This is a genomic window from Microcoleus sp. PH2017_24_DOB_U_A (genome assembly GCF_020738205.1).
In the GTDB taxonomy this organism is placed as follows: Bacteria; Cyanobacteriota; Cyanobacteriia; order Cyanobacteriales; family Microcoleaceae; genus Microcoleus.
In genome coordinates this window covers 55,129-77,447 of sequence record NZ_JAEQCT010000041.1, presented here as the reverse complement: position 1 = coordinate 77,447, position 22,319 = coordinate 55,129, and the positions used below count along the sequence as shown (strand labels likewise).

22 protein-coding genes are annotated in these 22,319 nt (G+C 45.3%); 8 read left to right on the top strand and 14 right to left on the bottom strand.

Annotated elements, in window-relative coordinates; genetic code table 11:
- The 7 genes from JGK07_RS12290 to JGK07_RS12260 form a co-directional block, all read right to left on the bottom strand.
- Positions 1 to 199, bottom strand: a 199-nt coding sequence (locus tag JGK07_RS12290; protein WP_293224716.1) for a hypothetical protein, incomplete at its 3' end; no start/stop codon positions are given.
- 28 nt (positions 200 to 227) lie between these two features.
- On the bottom strand, positions 228 to 878 hold the full coding sequence (gene folE / locus JGK07_RS12285) for a GTP cyclohydrolase I FolE (protein ID WP_293153275.1): 651 nt from the start codon (positions 876 to 878) through the stop codon (positions 228 to 230).
- Positions 879 to 1,200: 322 nt separating this feature from the next.
- Positions 1,201 to 2,256 carry a GTP-binding protein gene (locus tag JGK07_RS12280; RefSeq protein WP_293224718.1) on the bottom strand — a complete coding sequence of 352 codons (1,056 nt, stop codon included), beginning with the start codon at positions 2,254 to 2,256 and terminating at the stop codon, positions 1,201 to 1,203.
- A 269-nt stretch (positions 2,257 to 2,525) separates the two neighbouring features.
- Positions 2,526 to 3,095: a Crp/Fnr family transcriptional regulator gene (locus tag JGK07_RS12275; RefSeq protein WP_293183503.1), complete on the bottom strand. Its 570-nt coding sequence runs from the start codon at positions 3,093 to 3,095 to the stop codon at positions 2,526 to 2,528.
- A 96-nt stretch (positions 3,096 to 3,191) separates the two neighbouring features.
- Positions 3,192 to 3,923 (bottom strand): metallophosphoesterase family protein, encoded by a 732-nt coding sequence (locus JGK07_RS12270; RefSeq protein WP_293224720.1) that lies wholly within the window; start codon positions 3,921 to 3,923, stop codon positions 3,192 to 3,194.
- 237 nt (positions 3,924 to 4,160) lie between these two features.
- Positions 4,161 to 4,976 carry a metallophosphoesterase family protein gene (locus JGK07_RS12265; RefSeq protein WP_293183499.1) on the bottom strand — a complete coding sequence of 272 codons (816 nt, stop codon included), beginning with the start codon at positions 4,974 to 4,976 and terminating at the stop codon, positions 4,161 to 4,163.
- Complete coding sequence (locus JGK07_RS12260) at positions 4,973 to 5,749, bottom strand: GTP-binding protein (protein ID WP_293183497.1); 777 nt, start codon at positions 5,747 to 5,749, stop codon at positions 4,973 to 4,975. Before JGK07_RS12260 ends, JGK07_RS12265 begins: the two co-directional genes overlap by 4 nt.
- A 305-nt stretch (positions 5,750 to 6,054) precedes the next feature.
- Here JGK07_RS12260 and JGK07_RS12255 point away from each other — a divergent pair, with 305 nt between their 5' ends.
- Positions 6,055 to 6,885 carry a class I SAM-dependent methyltransferase gene (locus tag JGK07_RS12255; RefSeq protein ID WP_293224722.1) on the top strand — a complete coding sequence of 277 codons (831 nt, stop codon included), beginning with the start codon at positions 6,055 to 6,057 and terminating at the stop codon, positions 6,883 to 6,885.
- Between the two features lie 189 nt (positions 6,886 to 7,074).
- On the opposite strand, the gene JGK07_RS12250 is transcribed toward JGK07_RS12255, so the two are convergent.
- Positions 7,075 to 7,776, bottom strand: coding sequence for an alpha/beta hydrolase (locus tag JGK07_RS12250; protein ID WP_293183493.1), 702 nt, complete (start codon positions 7,774 to 7,776; stop codon positions 7,075 to 7,077).
- Between the two features lie 145 nt (positions 7,777 to 7,921).
- Here JGK07_RS12250 and JGK07_RS12245 point away from each other — a divergent pair, with 145 nt between their 5' ends.
- On the top strand, positions 7,922 to 8,401 hold the full coding sequence (locus JGK07_RS12245; RefSeq protein WP_293149848.1) for an NUDIX domain-containing protein: 480 nt from the start codon (positions 7,922 to 7,924) through the stop codon (positions 8,399 to 8,401).
- A gap of 337 nt (positions 8,402 to 8,738) precedes the next feature.
- Positions 8,739 to 10,409, top strand: a complete 1,671-nt coding sequence (locus JGK07_RS12240) for a hypothetical protein (RefSeq protein WP_293183491.1) — start codon at positions 8,739 to 8,741, stop codon at positions 10,407 to 10,409.
- A gap of 248 nt (positions 10,410 to 10,657) precedes the next feature.
- Here the strand turns inward: JGK07_RS12240 and JGK07_RS12235 are convergent, their stop codons facing one another.
- Positions 10,658 to 11,395 (bottom strand): class I SAM-dependent methyltransferase, encoded by a 738-nt coding sequence (locus JGK07_RS12235; protein WP_293230950.1) that lies wholly within the window; start codon positions 11,393 to 11,395, stop codon positions 10,658 to 10,660.
- Between the two features lie 122 nt (positions 11,396 to 11,517).
- Between JGK07_RS12235 and JGK07_RS12230 the strand changes: the two genes are divergently transcribed.
- Complete coding sequence (locus JGK07_RS12230; RefSeq protein ID WP_293183487.1) at positions 11,518 to 12,732, top strand: transposase; 1,215 nt, start codon at positions 11,518 to 11,520, stop codon at positions 12,730 to 12,732.
- Positions 12,733 to 12,743: 11 nt separating this feature from the next.
- On the opposite strand, the gene JGK07_RS12225 is transcribed toward JGK07_RS12230, so the two are convergent.
- Positions 12,744 to 12,941, bottom strand: a complete 198-nt coding sequence (locus tag JGK07_RS12225) for a hypothetical protein (RefSeq protein ID WP_293149854.1) — start codon at positions 12,939 to 12,941, stop codon at positions 12,744 to 12,746.
- Between the two features lie 19 nt (positions 12,942 to 12,960).
- On the opposite strand from JGK07_RS12225, the gene JGK07_RS12220 reads away from it, so the two are divergent.
- Complete coding sequence (locus tag JGK07_RS12220; protein ID WP_293183485.1) at positions 12,961 to 13,224, top strand: hypothetical protein; 264 nt, start codon at positions 12,961 to 12,963, stop codon at positions 13,222 to 13,224.
- A gap of 106 nt (positions 13,225 to 13,330) precedes the next feature.
- On the opposite strand, the gene JGK07_RS12215 is transcribed toward JGK07_RS12220, so the two are convergent.
- Complete coding sequence (locus JGK07_RS12215; RefSeq protein ID WP_293183483.1) at positions 13,331 to 13,471, bottom strand: hypothetical protein; 141 nt, start codon at positions 13,469 to 13,471, stop codon at positions 13,331 to 13,333.
- A gap of 89 nt (positions 13,472 to 13,560) precedes the next feature.
- On the opposite strand from JGK07_RS12215, the gene JGK07_RS12210 reads away from it, so the two are divergent.
- Positions 13,561 to 16,104, top strand: coding sequence for a mannose-1-phosphate guanyltransferase (locus tag JGK07_RS12210; protein WP_293183481.1), 2,544 nt, complete (start codon positions 13,561 to 13,563; stop codon positions 16,102 to 16,104).
- Between the two features lie 253 nt (positions 16,105 to 16,357).
- Positions 16,358 to 16,909 carry a single-stranded DNA-binding protein gene (locus JGK07_RS12205; RefSeq protein WP_293183479.1) on the top strand — a complete coding sequence of 184 codons (552 nt, stop codon included), beginning with the start codon at positions 16,358 to 16,360 and terminating at the stop codon, positions 16,907 to 16,909.
- A 210-nt stretch (positions 16,910 to 17,119) separates the two neighbouring features.
- On the opposite strand, the gene lipB is transcribed toward JGK07_RS12205, so the two are convergent.
- Positions 17,120 to 17,893 carry a lipoyl(octanoyl) transferase LipB gene (gene lipB, locus JGK07_RS12200; protein WP_293183477.1) on the bottom strand — a complete coding sequence of 258 codons (774 nt, stop codon included), beginning with the start codon at positions 17,891 to 17,893 and terminating at the stop codon, positions 17,120 to 17,122.
- A 151-nt stretch (positions 17,894 to 18,044) separates the two neighbouring features.
- Here lipB and raiA point away from each other — a divergent pair, with 151 nt between their 5' ends.
- The gene (raiA, locus tag JGK07_RS12195; protein ID WP_293183475.1) at positions 18,045 to 18,698 is read left to right on the top strand and encodes a ribosome-associated translation inhibitor RaiA; all 654 of its coding nucleotides are present in this window, start codon (positions 18,045 to 18,047) and stop codon (positions 18,696 to 18,698) included.
- 104 nt (positions 18,699 to 18,802) lie between these two features.
- On the opposite strand, the gene JGK07_RS12190 is transcribed toward raiA, so the two are convergent.
- Positions 18,803 to 19,261: a peroxiredoxin gene (locus JGK07_RS12190; RefSeq protein WP_293183473.1), complete on the bottom strand. Its 459-nt coding sequence runs from the start codon at positions 19,259 to 19,261 to the stop codon at positions 18,803 to 18,805.
- Positions 19,262 to 19,294: 33 nt separating this feature from the next.
- On the bottom strand, positions 19,295 to 22,309 hold the full coding sequence (locus JGK07_RS12185) for a hypothetical protein (protein WP_293183471.1): 3,015 nt from the start codon (positions 22,307 to 22,309) through the stop codon (positions 19,295 to 19,297).
- Positions 22,310 to 22,319 lie beyond the last annotated feature (10 nt).

Below are 22,319 nucleotides of genomic sequence, written 5' to 3'. Positions count from 1 at the left end.
ATTTGGAGATGTTCCAATTCCCAATCAAAATCCCAGAAATCATTTTCGGCTCCAATCTCGCATTTTTTCTCGTCTCATACCCTGATTCAGCAACGCCAGATTTTTTACCGCAGAGGGCGCAGAGGGCGCAGAGGGAGGAAAGGAAAAGAGAGAAATATGGTAATCTAATATGACTCTCTTTTCTTTGTTCAGCCTGCAAATACGGAAGTTTTCGCAGACAATTCTAGCTAGTGAAAACTTGATTTGTGTGCGATTAAACTCATAAATTCTTGACGAGTTCTGGAATCTTCAGCAAACACGCCACGCATTGCTGAAGTCGCAGTCCAAGAACCTGGTTTTTGCACGCCACGCATTACCATACACATATGAGTTGCTTCAATTACAACTGCTACACCTTGAGGTTTTAGCAATCCTTGAAGTGCATCAGCAATTTGTGCAGTCAAGCGTTCTTGTACTTGCAATCTGCGGCCGTACATTTCACAAATTCGAGCGATTTTTGACAGTCCAATTACTTTGCCGTTGGGAATGTAAGCAACGTGTGCTTTGCCAATAATTGGCAGAATATGATGTTCGCAGGAACTGAAAATATCAATGTCCCGCACTAATACCATTTCGTTAGCATTCTCTGTGAACACCGCTCCGTTGAGCAGTTCGTCGAGAGATTGACGATAACCTCCAGTTAGAAACTGCAAGGCTTTGACAACTCGTTTCGGTGTATCTCGTAACCCTTCACGGTCTGGGTCTTCTCCCAATCCTAGCAGCAATGTACGCACTGCTTGTCTCATTTCTTCATCTGAGACAGGGGGTTGAGATTGAGTAGGAATTGATGACACTACACCATTTGGAGAAGTCAGTTCTGGGCGAGTAGATAAAGTCATGCTTGCAGTTTGTGAGAATGTTTAACAGTCGGTATGGACTTTTGGTTGCTACCTGATTATAACAAGATTTACAAAATGTAATATTAAAATATTGAGATTTTTTTGGATGAGTTTTATCGATATAAATGTAAAATTTGCCGTTAGTATTTACACGATTTGTGAACAGCAAAAATTGCAACCACTAACGGCGAAATTAAATAGATATCTCCCCAAAAAATTGTCTTGAACAGGCAGGATGCCTGTTCCACACTAAATATTGTCGATACCTAATGTAAAATGTGTCGGCTAGAATCCTGGACGTGATACTTAGATTGATGAAATCTTAAACTAAGCAACTGTTAAGTTGTTCTCGAATTTGAGCAGTATCTAAGTTGCGGCCGATGACTACGAGTTGATTTTTAGGTGGAGTCAACCATTCGTAAGCGTTTAATTCATAGCGCGCGCCGCTAAGTTGAAAAATGTGTCTCATCGGACTGTCTTCAAACCAGAGAATGCCTTTTGCTCGAAATACATCTAAGGGCATTTTTTCGGTGAGGAATTCTTGGAATTTGTGAAGATAAAAAGGTCGATCGCTCTCAAATGATAGCGAAACAAATCCGTCATTGTCTAAGTGATTGGAGTGATGTCTGTGATGGTGATGTTCGTGATGATGTTCGTGATGATGATCCTGTTCGTGATGGTGTTCGTGATGCTCGTGTTTTTCCTCTGCTTCAACACTATCAAAAAGATCGGCTTGTGTTAAACCTACACCCAAAATTAAGGGTAAAGGAACTTCACCGTGTTGAGAGTGGAGAATTCTCGCTCCTTCCTTAACTGTGCGAATGTAAGCTTCTAACTCTTCTACTTTTGCTTGAGGAGCTAAATCAGTTTTGTTCATCAGCACAATATCTGCAAATGCCACTTGTTTTAAAGCTGCTTCGCTGTCAAAATGTTCGGGAGTGAATGTTTCGCTATCGACTACGGTGAGTACAGAATCTAAACTGGTTAAATCCCGCAATTCAGTGCCTAAAAATGTCAATATGATCGGTAGAGGATCGGCAACTCCGGTGGTTTCAATCACCATGCAGTCGATGGGTTCTTCCCGTTCTAAAACTCGGTAGACGGCATCGACTAAGCCTTCGTTGATGGTACAACAAATACAGCCGTTGCTCAATTCTACCATGTCATCTTCGGTAGAAATTAAAAGCTGCGAATCGATGTTGATATCGCCAAATTCGTTAACTAAAACTGCTACTTTTAAATCTTGGCGGTTTTTGAGTATTTGATTGAGTAAAGTGGTTTTTCCACTGCCGAGAAATCCGGTAATTATAGTTACTGGCATTCCTTTTTTGGGAAAATCGGAAATTAAATCTGGGGTTTGTACAGTGAGATTAGTCATTGTCCCTCATCTATTAATTGTAGAAGCCCTGCTGTTAATTGGGAAAGGCACTGCGCTTCCCAAGGCAATTGTCGTTAGCGCAGTCCTCGAAGAGGATCGCACTTGATAGCTGAAATCCAGGCGATACGGGCGATCGCACTAGACTAAGTATGATAATCATTCTCATGATATCTAAAATGTGCTGTAAGCGCAAGCCCTAGAATTATTGCTCAGCTAGCTGATGACTCTTGAACACTTGACTGTCATCTCTTTTCCAGATTAATCCCATGTTACAAACGGGAATTTAAAACAATGTATTGAGGGCGAGTGCGATCGATAATTCCCTCCTGCTCCAGCCGACACATCAGGCGCGTGACGGTAATCCGCGTAATTCCCATCGCCTCAGAAATCTCCTGGTGAGTCAATCTCAGATCGATTAAGATTCCTTGTGCTACTTCCCGACCAAATTTTTTTGCCAACCAAGCTAATAGTTGCACCAATCTATCCCGCAGATATTCGCTACGCACAATGCAGAAAAATTCTTGAGTTTGCTGAAAGTGTCTGAAAATTTCATCTAAGGATTGATAGCACAAATTTTGAGGAATGTAACTCACTTCTACATGAGTTTTGCACTCAATTTGATAAGGTTCAATGCCTGACAGCGAGTGACCGAGTACGTCTCCAACTCCCCAATATCCGAGGGTTATTGGTGTTCCCTGTTCGCTCCAGGTCATGGTTCGGACGGCTCCCCGTTCAATTCGCAGTAAGCCGTTAAAGGGCATGGGTACTAACTGACGGCAGGTGAAAGTCTGCTGTCTGAGATTAGAGTACAAGGCTGGAGTGTAGGTTGAAAGAGTCATAGGATTTAGGTTTAGCGCGATCGCTACTTTGGATACTATTACAGTCTAAGTTAATTGATAATCTATATCAACTAGCTGGAAATTCCAATTCCGGAGTCAAGAAGGTTGAAACCCTTTGCGGGTGCTGTAAGAGACGTTTCGGAACTTGACTGTATCGGTATCTGGGTCGTACAGGGTATAAGTTGCTCGATCGGCGATCCGCCCGACATTCCCAACTCCGATCGCCCTTCGCGCAGTTGCAGACACCGTTGCAGGAGGCTCTTGAGAATCAAGTGTCATTACCCAGTTATTGAGAATAGTTGGCTGTAATTGATACTCAAATGCTAAGCCCGATCGCCCGCAAAACAAATTATTAGCATCAGCACGGATTACGCGATCGAGCATCACAGGCGGCGGAGTCTCCGGGGTAAGCTCATCAGATGCGCTAACGGTACTCCCATGAATCAACAAACAATCCAATTCATGAAAACCAAAATTCAAAGAGCGCAACCACTCTACAGTTTTTCGGCTGACAGAATCCCAGAGCAACTTAATCGTCTCAGCACCGTATTTTTGTTGCAATTCTGTCGCATCAGGGCTAGAACCTATTCCATATAAGTTAAAACACTGTTCTTCCCACCACCCGATACAGATTTGAGGTGCGATTTCTCCTCGTTTGGGCGATCGAACTCGCTGCACTAATTTTTCGCAATCGGGATTCGGGCCGACTAAATCGCCTAAAATATACAATTCGTCAACGCGAATTCTCAGGCGTTTTATGTCAGCTAGTACAGCTTCGTAAGCTATCAAATTCCCTTCGATTCCTGTTAATATTGCCCAGTTTTTCATTGTTTATTGTTGTTGATACTAAAGGTTTTTTTCGGAGATTGTTTTGAACGAACCGCGAAGGCGCAAAGGACGCGAAGTAAGATAAAGGAAAAAGTTCTGAATCTCTCCTTTACTCTTAGTCCGCGTCGGCGGACTTCGTTTTTGTAGTAGCGGTTTCAACCGCCGATTCATATCGTTTCTGGTTGCATTGGAATGATTGAATTGTCAATTGTCAACTGTCAACTGTCAACTGTTTATCTATCTCTCACAAACATGAGTTGGATCGTCAGCTCTTTCGGCATATTCCAAACCTCTAGCCAAACGCCAAGCAAAAATCGGCGGCAAACCTTTTTCAATAATTGCAGCGCAAGTAGTTTGATAGTCATATTCCACTTCTCGCAATATCACCTGTTGCGCGTCAACATCATAAATCACATAGGTAGCATTCGGTCTACCGTGGCGCGGTTCTCCTACAGAACCAACATTCACAATCCGCTTTAAAGGAGCAGTAAAACTTAAATCTTTATCTCCTTCAATGCTCGGCCCGCTGACTCTAACCTGCATATTTCCAGCATCTAAAGTGCGAACATATGGTACATGAGTGTGACCGCAAAACAGCACGTCAGCACCCGCCGAAAATACCCGCTCTAAGGCAGAAAAAGCATCCATTGTCGGCAGTAAATATTCATGATTGCTGTGAGGGCTACCGTGAACAAAACACATATTTTCTTCTCGCAAACTGTGCGGCAAAGTGGCTAAATATTCTCGCGTTTCTGGGAAGATTTGATTGTTAGTCCATTCGTGGGCTAATTTGCCTCTTTTTTCGGCTAAAGCTGAGGGATAGCTGCATTCGCAGGAGTTCAAACCTTCGACGATATCTTCATCCCAACAGCCGACGCAAGTGGGAATGTCGAGCGATCGAATCATTTCTACTACGGCGTGGGGATTGGGCCCGTAGCCGACTAAATCTCCGAGACAAAAGATTTTATCGGCTTGTTGTTCGTCAATGTCTGATAAAACTGCATTTAAGGCTTCATAGTTGCCGTGAATGCAGGACATAACTGCTATTTTCATTCTGCTTCTTCTCCTAATGAAAGTGATTCTTTGACTTGTTGTTGGTAATTCAACATAATTGTTTCGGAGAGACAGCAATCTTCTAGAGTTTGTCCTAATGCTGTTTCATCAAGATTTTCGCCGACTATTTCTATGCCGCTAAATCTTTGGGGGCGGCCTTCTAGCCAGCGGGGAAGTGGCAATTCTTCGTGGGCAGTTTCTTGGAATTTCGCGGCGAAGTCGAAGTAGAAAGATCGCCCGTCGGCTATGTCAAAGATGCCTTTGGCTCGGTGGATTTTGCCGTAGGCTCCTTGGGTCATTTCTTCATACCAAAACAGATCGAGGCTGGCTGGATCGAGGACTTGTCCGCTGGCGGGGCTGCGCCAAATTGATAGTTTTTCCGGTTCGCCGCTAACGGCTATGCCCTCTACAATTACATCCGCCCATTGATGCCATTCGGTGTTTTTGATGTCTGGTGGTACGACAGCGAATCGGCGACTGGGGAAGCTTTGAAGCAGGTTTTCTATTGATGTTAATTGTAGGTAAAATCCCAGTTCAATGTAAGCTGAAACGCCGTTGTTTAGGTGTTTCGCGAACTCGGATTCTTGGCCGTCTGTCAGGATGGTGATTTGGGGGAATTCGGCGACGATGCAGGTTTGGTCGATCGGCACATTGCCGGTTCCGGGACACCAATACAGTACGGGTGCTGTCTCGACGGCTATCTGCTGTCGAATCCAGGTTGTTTTGCCACTTCCGGGCGGGCCCGCTACGGCGGTGATTGTAGGTTGACTCATAATACAATGATAATCGTTCTCAGTCAAATTAGCTCTTAGATATTTAGATTTAATTTGGCGATCGCACCCGATGCCCCTCCATAAGAGAGGTAGAGCCTCCGAACATCGGTTCCAATAATCCGATTTCCCGCGTGCCTGCCCTACACTAGATCTCTTGCAAAAATCGTTTTAATCAAATTTTGGAACGGGCAAGATGCCCATTCCACAGAAAAAAAAATTGTGGAACGGGCATCTTGCCCGTTCCTAGCTATTTTGCAAGAGGTCTACTATAATCGGGGCATCACTCCAGGAAGAAAGAAGACTTTATGCCAGCAGAAAGTTCGTATCAAGCCAGTACGTACAATCTGGAACTTGACGCAGAAATCCAGCGATTAAAAGCTCAAGTTGTGCTCAGTTGGGAAAAAGAAGCACGCACCTTAAAGTGGTTCGGTTTAGCCGACGGGATGAATGTTTTAGAAGCGGGTAGCGGGCCGGGATTTTTTACCGAACAACTTTTAAAATTACTGCCAAACAGTTCGGTAACAGCCGTAGAAATCGACCCGGTATTGCACGAGAAAGCTCTAGGATATTTGCAGGACAAAGGAGGCGATCGCGTGAATCGCATTCAAGCATCGATCGCAGATACTGGTTTAGAGGATAATACATTTGATTTTGCGATCGCCCGTTTGCTATTTGTTCACCTCCCAGATCCCGTCGCAGCAGCCAGAGAAATCTTCCGCATCTTAAAACCGAGTGGTAAACTGGTGATTATCGATAGCGATGCGGATCTATTTTGGCTGACAAATCCACCTTGGTCAGTCGAGATTGTCCGGGAGAAATTCAAACAGGTGATGGCCTCTCGGGGCGGTAATTTATGCGTAGGGCGAAACCTGTGCCGCATTCTGAAAGAAGCTAAGTTTGGTAACGTCGATTTAGAAGCCGTTGTCAGCCACAGCGATATCATCGGCATTCAAGCCTTTGAACCTTTGCTGGACTCCGGGCCGATTTTACAAATGGTCAAACAAGGGCTGATTTCCGAGTCGGAAATAGAGAGTTATCTAATTTACCGGGATGAGTTTGCCGCTGCGGGCGATCGATCGATGATGAGTTTTTGGTTGATGGCTTGCGGGAAAAAACTCAATAGATATCTCCCATAATTTTTGTGGAACAGGCATCCTGCCTGTTCTTGAAGCTCTTTTTGCCAAATGTCTAATAGAAATATCGAATAACTCTCAAGTCGGGGGCGGGTTTATGAGATTGTCGATTATTGGCAATTATTGTTGGTGAACCCTTCTATTTTCTTCTTCTTTCTTTCTTCGTGTCCTTCGCGTCTTCGCGGTTCGTTTCTAACACAAATACCCAACCCAATTCGGCAAAACCTCCAGCGAACCATACCACCTCCCCGGAGAGCGAGGCGAATGCCAAACACCCTCCAGCACCAAATTTTCGGCCCCATCCAAAAGAGCAGCTTCAATCGGCGTAATTCCATCGCCCCAAGTTTCGCCCTTCCCCACAGTCAACTCGTAACTTTTATAGGCCAGCCAAGTTCCAAAACTAGGCTTACCAAAAACAGATTTCCCAGCAACGCAGACGTAACGCACCTGCGGGTGGAAAGCACCGGGATAATGAATTTTGACAAAATCTAGATTTTTGCGCGTCCAGCGCTCTTGAGAGACGTGTGGCGTGCCTAAACTAATTAAAGTGTTGACCCAAGGGTGAGCTTCCCACAAACCCGCATCCGACCGCACGTCGCCGTGAATTGTATAAGGCTTTTCGCCTAAATAAATCCGAGAAATCCAGCCGCCTGCGGAATGACCGATGAGATTTACTTGAGAGACGCCGTATTGCTGTAACATTTGTTTGACCGTGCGATCGAGCTTCCGCAAAATTGGCACCATCGATCGCCCGCCAAAAGTCGGCAACCAATCTGCCTTGCCCAGTGGTACTGTTACAGTTGGGAAACCGCGATCGACCAAAGATTTTTCTAATTCCCGATAGTCTGAAGCAGCAGCAAAATATCCTGGCAAAATCACGGTAGGTAATGGCATTATCAATTTTAGATTTTAGACTTTAGATTTTTCGGCCGGGGTGCTAGGATCTATTTTTCAACTTCAAAGACGCTTGCCGAAGCATCCTTTGGATGGCTAACATCTCTTGCTCGTTAAACTTTTTGCTTGGGGAATATCTACTTCTATGGCTCGCGAGCCGATTCCAACATTGTATTTTACCCTAGTTGTCGTTCACTTAGAAGACCGTTTTCTACTGGTACAAGAGCGCAAGTACGAGCAGCAGTGGTATCTGCCAGCAGGGCGAGTAGAAAAAGGCGAGACTTTGCTTGAAGCTGCTCAGCGCAATACTGTCCAGGAAGCGGGCATTCCTGTGATCGTGGAGGGAATTCTCAGGGTAGAGCATACGGTGATGCCTAGGGGCAACGTGCGCCTGAGGGTGATTTTTGTGGCTCGTCCTGAAGATAAGACGCCACCCAAGAGCAAGCCGGACGAGTTTACTTTGTGTGCTGGTTGGTATTCTCTTAAAGAGTTAGACCAGTTGTCGCTGCGCGGAGAGGAAGTTCGGGAAATGTTTCAATATATGGCAAGCGGCGCTCCAATTTATCCGATCGACTTGCTGAGCGTTGAGGGAGCTCCTTTTAAAACTTACCGCTATCGGTGGTAAAAAGAAGGAAGAAGGAAGAGGGAAGAGGGAAGAGGAAAAAAGACTTATGCAGTCAGCTTTTTAGTCATCCGTCCAAATTCCTTTCTGTAACCGAATTGGAAACAGGGGTCGATCGCAGCGGCCGATCGTGTTTAATCGATTAATGCAGTTTGCCAGCCGGGAAATGACGGTATTGCAGCGGTCTTTTTTGTGAGAAGGCACTAGCGATCGGGCAATTTCCAGGGCGATCGTGCTATGCTTGTACCTTTAAATTGCAAATTTTTTAGTTTTGACCCGCTCCCCATAAAAAAATATCGGTAACAAATAACCAATAACCAATAACCAATTCTCGATCGTCATGACTGACTCATCCTCCCTAGCCAACGCCCTTTCCGAACCGCTGCGCCAGCCTTTTTGGTGGGCAGCCCTAGCTTCTGTGGGCCTTCACGGAGTGCTCGGAGTAAGCGCCCCGACAATCTCAAACATCATCTATGGTGGTGGCAATTCCTCAAAAAACATCCCCGGTTCCGTCGGATTCGTACAACTAACTCCCGCAGAAGCCGGCCGCCTGCCACAAACCATACCACCGCGATCGTCCAATAAGCCGTTTTCGATCGCACCAGTTCCCGTTCCCACCTCGCCCAAGTTAGCTCCCCCTTTGCCCCCTCCACCGGTTAACTTGCCCGCCCTGCCACCGGGAATGCCACCTCCTGGATTCTTTGCGCCTCTCGATCCCCCTCTCCCGCCATTAACTGCCCCAGCCGCCCCGCAGTCACAAACTTCAGTTCCAACGGTCAAACCCCCCTCTCTCAAAACACCAACTTTCGTCCCCCAAGGGCCTCCCAGCGGTTTGATTTTCCCGCCATTACCCGGTAATTTCGATCGTAATATCCCCCCACCGCCACCAGGAGTAACAGGATTACCCCAGCTTCCTGGCGGCACCTCCGAAGATGAGGCAGAGACTCTCAAAAGGGTTATAGCCAGTAGAGGCGGACTCCCGCTATTCCCAGACGGAGCTCCAGTCTTTACCCCGGAATTCCCCATTGGTGGGAGGAATTCAGGGCCCGATGGAGTACCGAAATTGACTCAAAAAGATCCCAATAAACGGAATCTCATCGCAGAAACTCCCGAAGAAAGAATCAGGAGGCAACAATTTGACCAGGGACAGCAACAGCTAGAACAGCAGGGAGTTCCCGGTTCAAACTTACCCAAGGACAGAGAGACATTGCTGGCTGCTGCTAATACCTATGTTGCTTTGTTTAATGACTTCAAAAGAGCTTACCCCGACTTGGAAATGACGGGGCCGACTCCTGTGACTGTCGCTTATCCCAAAGAAGCTTGCTCGCAAAAACTCGAAGGAACGGCAGTTTTCGGAGCAGTTGTCAGCCCTCAAGGTTTGCTCAAGGCAGAGCCTAAGCCGATCGTCCCCACAGGTTACGGTATTCTCGATACTGTGGCTAAAACAGCGATTATTAACCCTAATCTGACATTTCAAGCAGCCAGCACCCACAAGCTTTACCAGTTGGCTGTCGCGTTTAAATACGACGAAAAAGTTTGCAGTGGCATTCCTGTCACCCCATCCACAACCCCAACCAGGCCCACAGGCCCGCAGCCGCTAGCGCCAGCCCCGACAGCACCCAAGCCGACAGGCGAACAGTCACCAGCCCCTGCGGAAGTGAAACCGCAGTTTGAGAAGCCTCCGGCGCCCTCTAACAAACCGCAACCAGGGGCCCAACAGTCGCCACAGCCCTCACCAAAACCCGCAACCAAACCGTCGCCCTCACCTCAACCGAAACCAGCCCCCGAACAATCTCCTTCTCCCCAACCGAAACCAGCCCCCGAACAGTCCCCGCAGCCAGAAGCTGCACCTTCTCCCGCCGCTGAAGTGTCCCCCTCCCCAGAAGCTGCGCCTTCTCCCGCCGCTGAAGTGTCTCCCTCGCCAGAAGCTGCGCCTTCTCCGGAATCTACGCCTTCTCCCGCCGCCGAAGTTGCGCCTTCTCCTGCGCCTTCTCCTGCTACGGCCAATTAATTGTTAATTGGGTGGGAATTGGTATTTGGTAATTGGCGATCAGTCAGTAGGGTGCGTCAGTTGCAATATTTGTTGCCTAGCAAACCAATTTATATTTGCTGGCGCACTCTACATTTTTAACTGGATCTGACCTAAAAAAATCCCACCCAATTACCAATTCCCCATGCCCCATGCCCCATGCCCTGGGAAGGCCAATCCCTCCGCTTCACCCAATTCCCCATGCCCCATGCCCCATGCCCCATGCCCTCTCAATTGTATTGGACTTTATACATTTGGAATAAGTCGCCGTTTTGTTTTTTTACTACTTTAGCGCCTGCCACTTTAATCATTTTTTCCCAGTCTTCTATTGTCTCTAAGAATACTTCGCCTGCTCGATAAGTTTCCAGAATTGCCCAATCTTCTGCTAGAGGTGCATTGGGATTGAGGACATCAAACACAAAATGACCGCCTGGTTTTAATACTCGCTTCACTTCTGCCATGACAATAGCCCAATAATCTATGGGAAAATAGCAACTAAAGCCTGTGGCGATGCACAAGTCAAATTGATCCTCTTCGTAATTTAAGCGATGGGCGGGAGCCAATTCTACGCCTTTAAATAGCTTGGAATTAAGTTGAGGGCCGCGAGCGTTTAAGGCATCTCGGGCGGCGCTGCTGATTTCTTGACCGTAAAAAAGGGCTTCCCAATCCCGCCAAGGATAGATCAGAAAGCTGACTCCGCAGCCAATATCTAAACAGCGCTGATTTTTTTGGGGTTTGGCAATTTTCCAGAAGGGAGATACTGTTTTTTCTTGCAGGGTTCCGGCGACTGATTCCAGGAAAATCGGCATTGCTTCGACTTCTTCGGGTAAGGCGAATGCTTCTCCTCGATATTCGCGATCGAACCGAGATGCAACCTGCGATAGTAAAGCTTGCCAGCTATCTGATTTGTCTTTGGCAAACCAAGTCTGCTCTTGACCTGCTGCTGGGCGTTCCGACTTTTTAGACATTCTTTAATTACCAAGAAATTGGGTCTAAAGCCCCGTCCTTCTAGGACGGCTTTAATTTTTTAATTATTGCACTATTCCATTTCTATCTACCATCTTAGCCCTAGATAAGCTATTATAGAGATATGCTAAACATGACCTACGAGTACAAACTAGAACCCACTTCATCCCAATCTCAGACCTTTGACCACTGGTTAGAAGTCTGTCGCAAGGTGTGGAATTATGCTCTTAGAGAGCGGAAAGACTGGTACAACTCAAGGTCATGTGCAATCAACGCCTGTAGCCTAAAATCCGAATACATTATTCCCGTTGATAGCCCTAGACCAAACTTTGCCGTGCAGTGCAAATCTTTGACCACCGCTAGACAAAGTAATTCAGAGCTAAAAACTGTCCACTCCCAAGTATTGCAGCAAGTTCTCAAGCAATTAGAGAAAGCCTTTACTTCTATGTGGGAATCAGGTTTTGGCTTTCCGAGGTTTAAGAAGAAAGGCAGAATCAGAAGTTTCCTGTTCCCTACTCCTAATCAAACCGTAGTAATCGGGAATAGGATTAACCTACCCAGTATTGGCTTAGTTAAGTTCAGAGATTCTAGACCTATCCCTGATGGTTTTGTAGTCAAGCAAATCAGAATAGTTAAAAGAGCCTCTGGATACTTTGCCATGTTAGCTTTAGCTCTAGATGTAAGTATCCCTACTACCATGCCTCATGGCTATGCCCTAGGAATCGATCTAGGTTTAGAGAAATTTCTCGCTACCTCCGATAATGAACTAGTTGCCAGACCTAAATTCTTTGTGGATGCTCAACGCAAGCTGAAATCGCTGCAAAAAGTAGTCAGTCGCAAAAGAATCGGGTCAAAAAACTGGCAAAAAGCTCAAAAAAAAGTAGCAAGATACCATCAACATATCAGTGACAGTAGGAAGGATTTCCATTTCAAAACCGCCCATCATCTCTGTAATCAAGCAGGAATGATATTTGCTGAAGATTTGAATGTCAAAGCAATGGCAAAAGGGATGCTCTGCAAGCACACTCTAGATGCGGGATTTGGACAATTTCTATCTATTCTGGAATATGTTTGTTTCAAGAAAGATGTATTTTTATTAAAGGTAGATAAAAATGGTACATCTCAAACCTGCCCTCAGTGCCAGACTCATACAGGAAAGAAGCCTTTGAGCTTAAGAATTCATCAATGTCCTGAGTGTGGATATGAAGCAGATAGAGATGTAGCAGCAGCGCAGGTAGTAGTCCAGCGTGGGCTTGCAGCGGTAGGGCATACCGTCAAGATGCTTTCAGAGGGTAAAGCTACTAGGCTCCCTGTGATGAAAGAATCCCCGTCTCTTTAGAGCGGAGAGTGTCAACTTCTAGAGCCTTTGAGTGCTTTTGTAAAGTTTTGACGGTAAGGCTTATTAAAAATTAACGCGGGCCACAGCAGCGACAGTTTCAGCTTATTTGCAAAACTTCTGTCGAAATTAGTGCGATCGAAACCATTCCAAAATTTCCAAATACCGCCGCCGTAAGCGACTAGCAACACTAATCCAATTAACGGTTCCATTAAATAACCCCCTAAGCGAGTGATTGGATTTTTCGTCAGCGAGCCTGTATCGCTATTCTTAATCTATCATTTTTCAACTGCTCTGGTGCAGAGATACGCCCTTGTAATTCTACCTTCAGCTAGAGACTTGAAAATCCCCGATCGCCACAGACTGAAAAATATAGCAGAAGGAAGAAGGAAGAAGGAAGAAGGAAGAAGGAAGAAGGAAGAAGGAAGAGGGAGGAAGGAAGAGGGAGGAAGGAAAAAACAAGAAGCAATATTCAGCAAGGGTTTCAGCAATTAAGAACAGTCCAGTCGTCGGCTGCGGTTGCTATAAAAGCCAAGCAGATACCTTTCAGGGTGCAAGATGCAAGAAACGACTTCTGGCAAAAGTCGATGATTCTGAGGATTTACGCAACATTCCCTACAAATTGGAGTTCTATCGCGCCCTTTCTCAGCTTCCACCCAAAAGTTGAAATCGGTGGCTGTTGGGCGACGGCTTCTCCTTCCTGGATTTCTGAGACGTGGGATAACTCAAAGATAATTAACACTGATAGTTAGTACCCCACAGGTTACAGCAGGCAAGCTTTTTCTAGCGGACAATAACGGTAGAGAGGTTTCTAAGTAAGGAGGATTGTTTATGCGTGCTGTGCTGATGGCTGGGGGGTCGGGAACGAGGCTCAGACCTCTGACGTGCGATTTACCTAAACCGATGGTGCCGATTCTGAATCGCCCGATCGCAGAACACATTATCAATTTGCTAAAAAGGCATAATATTACGGAAATTATTGCGACGCTGCACTACCTTCCCGATGTCATGCGCGAATATTTTACTGACGGCAGCGAGTTTGGCGTTCAAATGACCTACGCTGTGGAGGAAGACCAACCGCTGGGTACGGCTGGTTGTGTCAAAAATATTGCGGAATTGCTCGATCGAACTTTTCTGGTCATCAGCGGCGATAGCATCACAGACTTCGACTTGACAGAAGCTATCAAATTTCACCGCAGCAATAAATCCAAAGCTACGTTAATTTTAACTCGCGTTCCCAACCCAATGGAATTCGGGGTAGTAATTACGGAAGAAAATCACCGGATCAGTCGCTTTCTGGAAAAGCCTTCTAGCAGCGAAATTTTCTCCGATACCGTCAATACCGGCACTTACATTTTAGAACCGGAAGTATTGGACTACCTGCCGGCAAATCAAGAGTGCGACTTCTCGAAAGACTTGTTTCCGCTGCTGTTGGAAAAAAACGAGCCGATGTACGGTTACATCGCGGAGGGTTACTGGTGCGATGTGGGCCAGTTGGATGTTTACCGGGAAGCTCAGTATGACGCATTGCGGGGAAAGGTCAAACTGGATTTGAGTTACTACGACGAAGTTCGATCGGGACTTTGGGTAGGTCAAAATACTTTTATTGACGATAGCGCGATCGTCGAAGTACCTGCCATGATCGGCAACAATTGCCGAATTGGAGCCCGAGTTAAAATTAACGCGGGTTCAGTAATCGGAGATAATGTGACAGTCGGGGCTGATGCTAACATTAAACGTCCGATCGTCTGGAATGGAGCAATTATCGGCGAAGATGCTCATCTCAGGGCCTGCGTGATTTGCCGCAGTACCCGCGTAGACAGGCGCGCCCACGTCCTCGAAGGTGCTGTCGTCGGTTCAATGTCCATTGTCGGAGAAGAGGCGCAAGTCGGCCCTAGCGTGCGAGTCTGGCCGAGCAAAAATATTGAATCCGGCGCTCTGTTGAATCAAAATTTAATTTGGGGAGAACAAGCTAAACGGAATTTGTTCGGCCAGCGGGGCGTTCAAGGACTGGCCAATGTGGATATTACCCCGGAATTTGCCGTTAAATTGGGCGCGGCTTACGGCTCAACTTTGAAACCAGGGGCTTCGGTATCGGTTTCTCGGGATCAGCGCAGTATTTCGCGGATGGTTTCGAGATCTTTGATTGCGGGTTTGATGTCGGTGGGAATTAATGTAGTCAATTTGGAATCGACGGCAATTCCGATCGCGCGCACGGTTTCGTCTACGATCTCAATTGCTGGCGGCATTCACGTTCGGATTTCGCCCGATCGCTCCGACCACATTTTAATTGAATTCTTCGATATCAAAGGTATCAATATCACTAAAGCTGCGGAGAAAAAAATCGAGGGCGCTTATTTTAAGGAAGATTTACGCAGGGCTCTGATTCCCGAAATTGGAGATATGTCGTACTTTAACCAAGCACTCGACGTTTACAACCGGATGTTTGAGCGGCAGATGAATGTTGAGGCAATTCGCTACAGCAATTCTAAGGTGGTGATCGATTACGTTTACGCGGTTTCCGGAGCAATTCTGCCACAAATGCTCGCCAAATTCGGCTGTGATGCGGTGGTACTCAATGCCAGTCTCAAGCAGACTTCTCTGAGCAACGGAGAACGGGAATATTTGCTCGACCAACTCGGCCGGGTGGTAAAAGCACTCAGCGCTAATTTTGGCGTGCAGGTGTCTGCGAACGGCGAACAGCTCATTTTGGTAGACGAGTCGGGAATAGCGATTCGTGGGGAAATGCTGACGGCGCTGATGGTAAATTTGATGCTGACTTCCCATCCCAGAGGTACAGTAGTAGTACCGGTGAATGCGTCTTCTGCGGTGGAGGCGATCGCCCGCCGCTATCAAAGCAAGGTAATCCGCACTAAGGCAAACCCAAGTGCATTGATGGAAGCCTCTAACAGGAACCCGAATGTGGTTTTGGGCGGTAGCGGCAATATGGGTTTTATTTTCCCGCAATTGCATCCGGGGTTTGACGGAATGTTCTGCATTGCTAAAGTGATAGAAATGATGACGATTCAGGAGCGATCGCTCGGACAGATCAAAGCGGAACTTCCCCGCGTCACCCACCGCAGTTACAGCGTCCGCTGTCCTTGGACGGTAAAAGGTTCGCTCATGCGGCATTTGGTAGAAACTCATTCGCCCGATCGTTTAGAATTAATAGATGGAGTGAAGATTTTTAACTACAGCGACGACAATTGGGTATTAGTTTTGCCCGATGCTAGCGAACCCACCGTTCATATCTTCGCCAACAGCGAGGACAGAGATTGGGTATCTGAAACTTTGAAAGAGTACCGCGCCCTCGTTCACGATTTTGTGACCCAAAGCGAAGAGGCGGTTCGACAAGATAAATTTGGTAATGGGTAATTGGGAATTGGGAATTGGGAATTGGGAATGGGTAATCGGTAATGGGTAATCGGGTATTATATTATGTCCGGTTATGCAACGATAATTCAGTTCTTAGTAAGGACTTTAGTCCTTATTAATTCATATATAAAGAGAGGACTAAAGTCCTCACTACAAACCCTCGCTTTCCCAATGACTAATTCCCTCTTTGCCCAATTCCCTCTTTGCCCAATGCCCAATTCCCAATTCCCAATTCCCAATTCCCATTTAAGTTATGAATAGCTGCATTTTAATGGCGGAAATAATTCAACAACCGCAACTCCGTTATACTCCAGACAATCAACTTCAAATCGCTGAGATGCTGGTGCAGTTTCCAGGGTCGAGACCTGAAGATCCGCCAGAACATTTGAAGGTGATAGGATGGGGCAATTTAGCTCAAGAAATTCACGACAAATATCGCGAGGGCGATCGCGTGATTATTGAAGGGCGGCTGGGTATGAATACGATCGACAGAGATGGTATCAAAGAAAAGCGCGCTGAACTGACAGCCCAAAGAATTTACACTCTCGGCGCCGATGCGATGAGCGCTGCACCCGCAGCTAGAACCGCCCCCGAACCCGCTCAAATTCGCGACACCGCCCCGGCTAATGTGCCGAGCAATGTCGTTCCCATGAGTTCCCGAGGTCGCAGTTCTAACAGCGCTCCAGCCCCTGCTAACCGCCCGTCTAGTTCTGATTGGAACTCGCATCAGTCTTCTGAGTCCGATCGCAAGCCTGGTTCCTCAAGCGAAGCTGACAATCCAGATTACGATCCGATTCCGTTTTAAGAGCCGATTCCGTTTTAAGAGCCGACGGCGAATAGATCCGACGGCGAATAGATCCGACGGCGGTTGAAACCGCGTCTACACAGGCAAAACCCGCCTCCGCGGGTTGAAAAACGGGTGGTTAAATTTACGTTATTTTCTTCAGTCTGCGGAGGCAGACTTCGTTTTTGTAGACGCGGTTTCAACCGTACGTCATCGTTTGTAGACGCGGTTTCAACCGTACGTCTTGGTTTGTAGACGCGGTTTCAACCGTACGTCATCGTTTGTAGACGCGGTTTCAACCGCCGTTTGATCCGATCGCACAATTTCCCGATCCGATCGCACAATTTCCACCCCAAAAACGCGAGCAAACTCAGCAACAACGATCGCCCTAACTCGATCGACCTCAATCCCCGGAATAAACTGCTCTAAACTACCAATCGGTCGATCGGGAATCCCGCAAGGTACAATTTGCCCAAAACCTGCCATATCCGGGCAAACATTCAAAGCAAAACCGTGCATCGTAATCCAGCGACTGACTTTAATGCCGATCGCACCCACCTTGCACCCATCCACCCAAACCCCAGTCATTCCCGGAACCCGCGAACCCTTCAGCCCGCAAACTTCCAGCACTCCCAAAAGCACTTCCTCCAACTGCCGCAAATACCAGTGCAAATCCTGCTGGTGGCGGCGCAAATTTAAAATAGGATAGCCCACCAACTGGCCAGGACAATGGTAAGTCACCTCCCCGCCCCGCTCAACTCGGTGCAACTCCGCATGAGTTTGGCTCGGGTCAAACTTCAGAAATTCCAACTTCGATCCCAGCCCCAAAGTATAAACCGGCGGATGTTCCAGCAAAATCAGCACATCAGGCAAATCTGGATTGTCCCGGCGCTCTTGCACCAGTTTTTGCTGGATTTCCCAAGCTTGGGAGTAGGGTACTTGTCCCCAATCGAGGAGCAAGCACGGTTCGGGGATCGCAGGTTGATGAATGAGAGGGGAAATCATGAAAAAAATCAACAGTGTTTTTACGGAATATTTACGCAGTTAAAATCAAGAATTGTCAACATATGAAAAAAGATTTGGAAGATAAGTGTTTTCTAGAATACATAGTGCTATTGTATAAACTATACCCACGTTACAGAAGGGAGGGAGCTCTATGAAGCTTGTTATCCAGGGTAAAAATATAGAAATCACCGATGCCATTCGCGAGTACGTCAATCAAAAAGTTGAAAAGGCAGTTAGCCATTTTCAAACTTTGACGACGGAAGTGGATATCCATCTATCGGTGGCTCGTAACCCCAGGATCAATCCTAAGCAGACTGCTGAGGTGACTATCTATGCTAACGGCAGCGTGATTCGGGCTGAGGAAAGCACGGAAAGCCTGTATGCTAGCATCGATTTGGTCGCAGACAAGATAGCTCGTCAACTGCGGAAATTTAAGGAAAAACGCCACGACAACAAGACCCAGAGTAGTGCCAAAACGGTTACGGCAGTTGAAGAACATCCTGTAGTAGCAGATTTGATTGGCGATCGAACTCCCGAACTTCCACCCGAAGTAGTACGGACAAAGTATTTTGCCATGCCTCCAATGACTGTGCAAGAAGCTTTAGAACAATTGCAGATTATCGACCACGATTTCTATATGTTTCAGAATGCAGAAACAGGCGAAATTAATGTGCTTTACGAACGCAAGAGTCAAAGCGGCTATGGAGTTATCCAGCCTCGCAATGCTAACGGCCACGGTAATAGTAAGAATGGCAAAACCGCCCACAACGTAGCACATGAAAAATCAGGTGCTGCGAAAGGTTAGATAATTGCTAATAGCAAAGAGAGGACTAAATTCCTCTCTTTGTCTTACTCTTCCTCTGTGTTCTCTGCGCTCTCTGCGGTTAAATCAATCCGATCCAATCATATCTAACCTTTAATACCTTCCAAAGTTTTGAGAGACTCAGCAACGTGCGCCTTAAAATCCAGCATTGAGTCAAAAATATGCTTGACAACACCTTGTTTGTCAATGACGTAAGTGACTCTACCGGGCATAATCCACATGGTAGCTGGAACCCCGTACAATTGCCGCACTTTATTGCCAGTATCGCTCAACAATGTGAAAGGTAACTGATATTTGGTAGCAAATTTTTGGTGAGACTGCTGCGAATCATCGCTAATCCCAATTACTTCTGCACCTGCGTCTTTGAAAACTTCATAACTATCACGAAAAGCGCAAGCTTCCGCAGTACATCCGGGCGTGTCATCTTTGGGGTAAAAGTAGACGATGACATTTTTTTTGCCTTTAAAATCCTTGAGACTGACTGATGAGCCAGTTTGAGATAATAAGCTAAAATCCGGTGCGATGTCTCCTACTTTGACAGTCATATTTATTTAAGTGAGTGTTTTGTTTATTGATTATTATACAGTCTCAGTTACGTTCAATACTTCTCTTACCTTATTCAAAAAAGCCAGCGAATTAAAAGTAGCACTACCACCAGCGTGAGTGAATTCAGATAAAGCACCAACTGAGTCATTGCCAATAATGCGATCGAACGGATCTAACTTGAGACTGATTTTTTGACGAGCTTCGTACCGAGAAAAGTGAAATATTGTCAAATAGTGTAGCAAAGTATCTTTAATTATACCATCATAAATCAAACCTTGACGAATATCTTCATCGTCTAGGATACCTTCATAAATATTCAATAGCGTCGAATAGGAAATCACTCCATTATAAAAGTTCTTATCCCCTTGTTCAACTTTAATCCCGTTAAACAAATTAAAAAACACAATAGCTTGTTTCCTCCTATCCGAAAACAACTCGGCAAGCTCTGCTGTATCTTGAATATAAAAAGATTCTCCCCGATGCTGTTTGGGACTATGTACATAATATTTGTCACAAAATACCGGGTAAATCCTAACATCTTCCCGTTCTCCTTTCAAAACTCGGATGATATCTTTCGACATAAAAAATAATTTATCATCTCCATCATTTTGAGTAATATGCAGCGTACTCATATAAGGTGCTTGAGATATATATAAAAATTTTCGATACCCTCTATTATATAACTGACTAACAATATCTGCGAGAATTAAAGGCTGAGTATAAAGACGCTGAAGGCTGTAATTTTCCGAGAAAGTTTTCAGCATTCCCACCTGAATAGTACCATCTTCTTGACACCTAATTCCGGTGACTTCGCCAAAAAAACAGGCTTTTCTGCGATCGCGCCTCCCGCCATTTTTCCCATCGCTATCCCTAGTCGATACTGTAATAATTGCTAAATTATCCAATTCTGGAGATAACTGTACATTGTTAAATCGAAACTTTTTAGGCAGGATTGAATACAGGGAACTCAAACCATTTTTGGCTGTCAAATGATACTTGTCACCCAGAATGCGAAATCCTTGGGAATTCGATCGGTGTTTTTCGCTCAAAATGTGAGATAATACTTTAGAAAGGTATGCCATAAATTTTTCTGAAGGCGAAGGGTTTTCGTGGTAGCCTTCGTGAAGTCTTACCATCGGCACAAATAAATTATTGGGTAATTTTTGTAACAAGATTCCTAGGGAAATATATGACATCAGCGAAATAGCAAACTTGTAAACAAACGTTGCTTGTCTTTGCAAGCCTCCATTGCTGTCTAAACGTCGGTTGTTGTAGGGAAAAACCACGGATTTATGCTGAAAACTTTTATAAAAAACATCTCTAGAGCGATCGGCTTTAGGAATCCAAAACACTGGTAAAGCCTTAATACCTTTAATATTGTATTCCATGCTGAAACTTTGGGATTCATCAGTTGAAAAATAGCGAATATCTTCAATTTTAATACAGACTGGTAATTGACAAATTGCTCTTTGATTAACATTAGGTTTTTCCACAGAAATATACTGAAGTGTTTCCTTCGGATTGCGCCCCACAACCTCATTGAAAAATTTTCCGGTTGTTAAGATACGATCTATATTGTGAAGCAGACCTCTTTTGATCGAAATCAGTCGCGATTCTGTGCGAGGTGATAAAATAGTTTTATCTAAGATATATTTTTGCAGTAATTGCTTAAGACAGTTAATTTTATAATCGACATTAATTTCTTGAAAACGCTTAAAAAATTTGCAAAAAAGCACCTTTTTATGCTCTTCGTTAGAACTTTGTAATATCGGTAAAACTACTCGCTCAAATCCTGCGATCGGATCGTATTCTAATTCTAATTCTGGGTTGTAATCGGCTGCTAGGGGGTTTTGAGATGATGCAAAGACAAAGTGATACAAAAATGCTGTTTTTAATGCCTTGCGGAAGAAGGTTTCATGATTGGCTGGTTCCTCCAAAGCGGCGAGATGTTCCTCGCTGTCGGGATTTAACAAATTAAGATAGTAGTCGAATACCCGATCGCCTCCCCGCGATTGCACAGGATTGCCAAACTTGAGTTTGAGGCCAAAAATAAATTGGCGATCGCCCCCAGCATCATCCGTAGTTTCTCCCAGACTACCTGCTATAATCGGAACGATCGGTAAATAATCGAAAGCTTCCGATCGCGAAAACATATCTTTGTAATTAACCGGAGTTTTCTGATAGCTAACCAAGTAGTCACCATCAGGTTTATTGACATCGTTGATATATCCTTCTATTAACCTCAAACGCCGGATTAAATCTTGGAGATAAATCAAACCTCGCCTATTTTCTGTAGTTGAATCAATATTTTCTAAAAGATACTCCAAGTAAGTAATTTTCGCTTCTTTCTTCAGTTGTCCCAGAGTTTCCCGATCCACAACTCTAATCAGTCGGTGAAAATCAGAAGTTTCATTTTCTACCATTTCTTCAAGCAGGAAATTAAGTTCTTCCTTCTCCTCTTGATTTCCAGTATTTTCAGCAATATAACTCTTTAAACCTGCTTGCAATTCTTCTTGGAAAATATCTACATTGCGGATCGAAATAGTTACTTTATGAAACTTCAGCAGCGAATCATAATTAGAGTCTAAGCATTCCAAACTCAGCTTCTGTTTCTGTAAATCTTTATAGAAATTATCAAAGTCATACCTTAAACCTAACTGAGTTCCCTTACCTTTAAAAGACTCTAGCGGACTAATTAAACTAACTACAAATTGGTCAATTGTAACACTATCTCCCAAAACAGATTGTACTTTTCGGCGCAAACAAGCCTCAATTTCCCTAACTTGACTCCGAAAGCGCACCTCAACTTCCGGTAAGAAATTCACCGTAGCATAATCTGCTTGATTCTCACAATTACCCAAAGGATTTTGTACTTCTTTGCAAGTAGCGACTTGATTAGCAAGTGTATCAATATCTATTAGCAAACGTTTGCGATCGCCCGAAATGCTAAATGGGTTATTTCCCTGCAAAACTTCTAAAATTTTGTCCAGCAAATCGCCATAATCTACCGTTACTAAATCGCTATCATCTAATCTTAAAACGTTCACCCTGTCAACC

Bases quoted from the DNA above. Each gene is read 5' to 3' on its own strand.
- JGK07_RS12240 (WP_293183491.1), top strand. From the start codon at position 8,739: ATGACTGACTCATCCTCCCTAGCCAACGCCCTTTCCGAACCGCTGCGC.
- JGK07_RS12280 (WP_293224718.1), bottom strand. From the start codon at position 2,256: ATGACTAATCTCACTGTACAAACCCCAGATTTAATTTCCGATTTTCCC.
- JGK07_RS12225 (WP_293149854.1), bottom strand. From the start codon at position 12,941: ATGGAACCGTTAATTGGATTAGTGTTGCTAGTCGCTTACGGCGGCGGT.
- JGK07_RS12255 (WP_293224722.1), top strand. From the start codon at position 6,055: ATGCCAGCAGAAAGTTCGTATCAAGCCAGTACGTACAATCTGGAACTT.
- JGK07_RS12275 (WP_293183503.1), bottom strand. From the start codon at position 3,095: ATGACTCTTTCAACCTACACTCCAGCCTTGTACTCTAATCTCAGACAG.
- JGK07_RS12190 (WP_293183473.1), bottom strand. From the start codon at position 19,261: ATGACTGTCAAAGTAGGAGACATCGCACCGGATTTTAGCTTATTATCT.
- JGK07_RS12260 (WP_293183497.1), bottom strand. From the start codon at position 5,749: ATGAGTCAACCTACAATCACCGCCGTAGCGGGCCCGCCCGGAAGTGGC.
- JGK07_RS12245 (WP_293149848.1), top strand. From the start codon at position 7,922: ATGGCTCGCGAGCCGATTCCAACATTGTATTTTACCCTAGTTGTCGTT.
- lipB (WP_293183477.1), bottom strand. From the start codon at position 17,893: ATGATTTCCCCTCTCATTCATCAACCTGCGATCCCCGAACCGTGCTTG.
- raiA (WP_293183475.1), top strand. From the start codon at position 18,045: ATGAAGCTTGTTATCCAGGGTAAAAATATAGAAATCACCGATGCCATT.
- JGK07_RS12270 (WP_293224720.1), bottom strand. From the start codon at position 3,923: ATGAAAAACTGGGCAATATTAACAGGAATCGAAGGGAATTTGATAGCT.
- JGK07_RS12205 (WP_293183479.1), top strand. From the start codon at position 16,358: ATGAATAGCTGCATTTTAATGGCGGAAATAATTCAACAACCGCAACTC.
- JGK07_RS12210 (WP_293183481.1), top strand. From the start codon at position 13,561: ATGCGTGCTGTGCTGATGGCTGGGGGGTCGGGAACGAGGCTCAGACCT.
- JGK07_RS12265 (WP_293183499.1), bottom strand. From the start codon at position 4,976: ATGAAAATAGCAGTTATGTCCTGCATTCACGGCAACTATGAAGCCTTA.
- JGK07_RS12250 (WP_293183493.1), bottom strand. From the start codon at position 7,776: ATGCCATTACCTACCGTGATTTTGCCAGGATATTTTGCTGCTGCTTCA.
- folE (WP_293153275.1), bottom strand. From the start codon at position 878: ATGACTTTATCTACTCGCCCAGAACTGACTTCTCCAAATGGTGTAGTG.
- JGK07_RS12235 (WP_293230950.1), bottom strand. From the start codon at position 11,395: ATGTCTAAAAAGTCGGAACGCCCAGCAGCAGGTCAAGAGCAGACTTGG.
- JGK07_RS12230 (WP_293183487.1), top strand. From the start codon at position 11,518: ATGCTAAACATGACCTACGAGTACAAACTAGAACCCACTTCATCCCAA.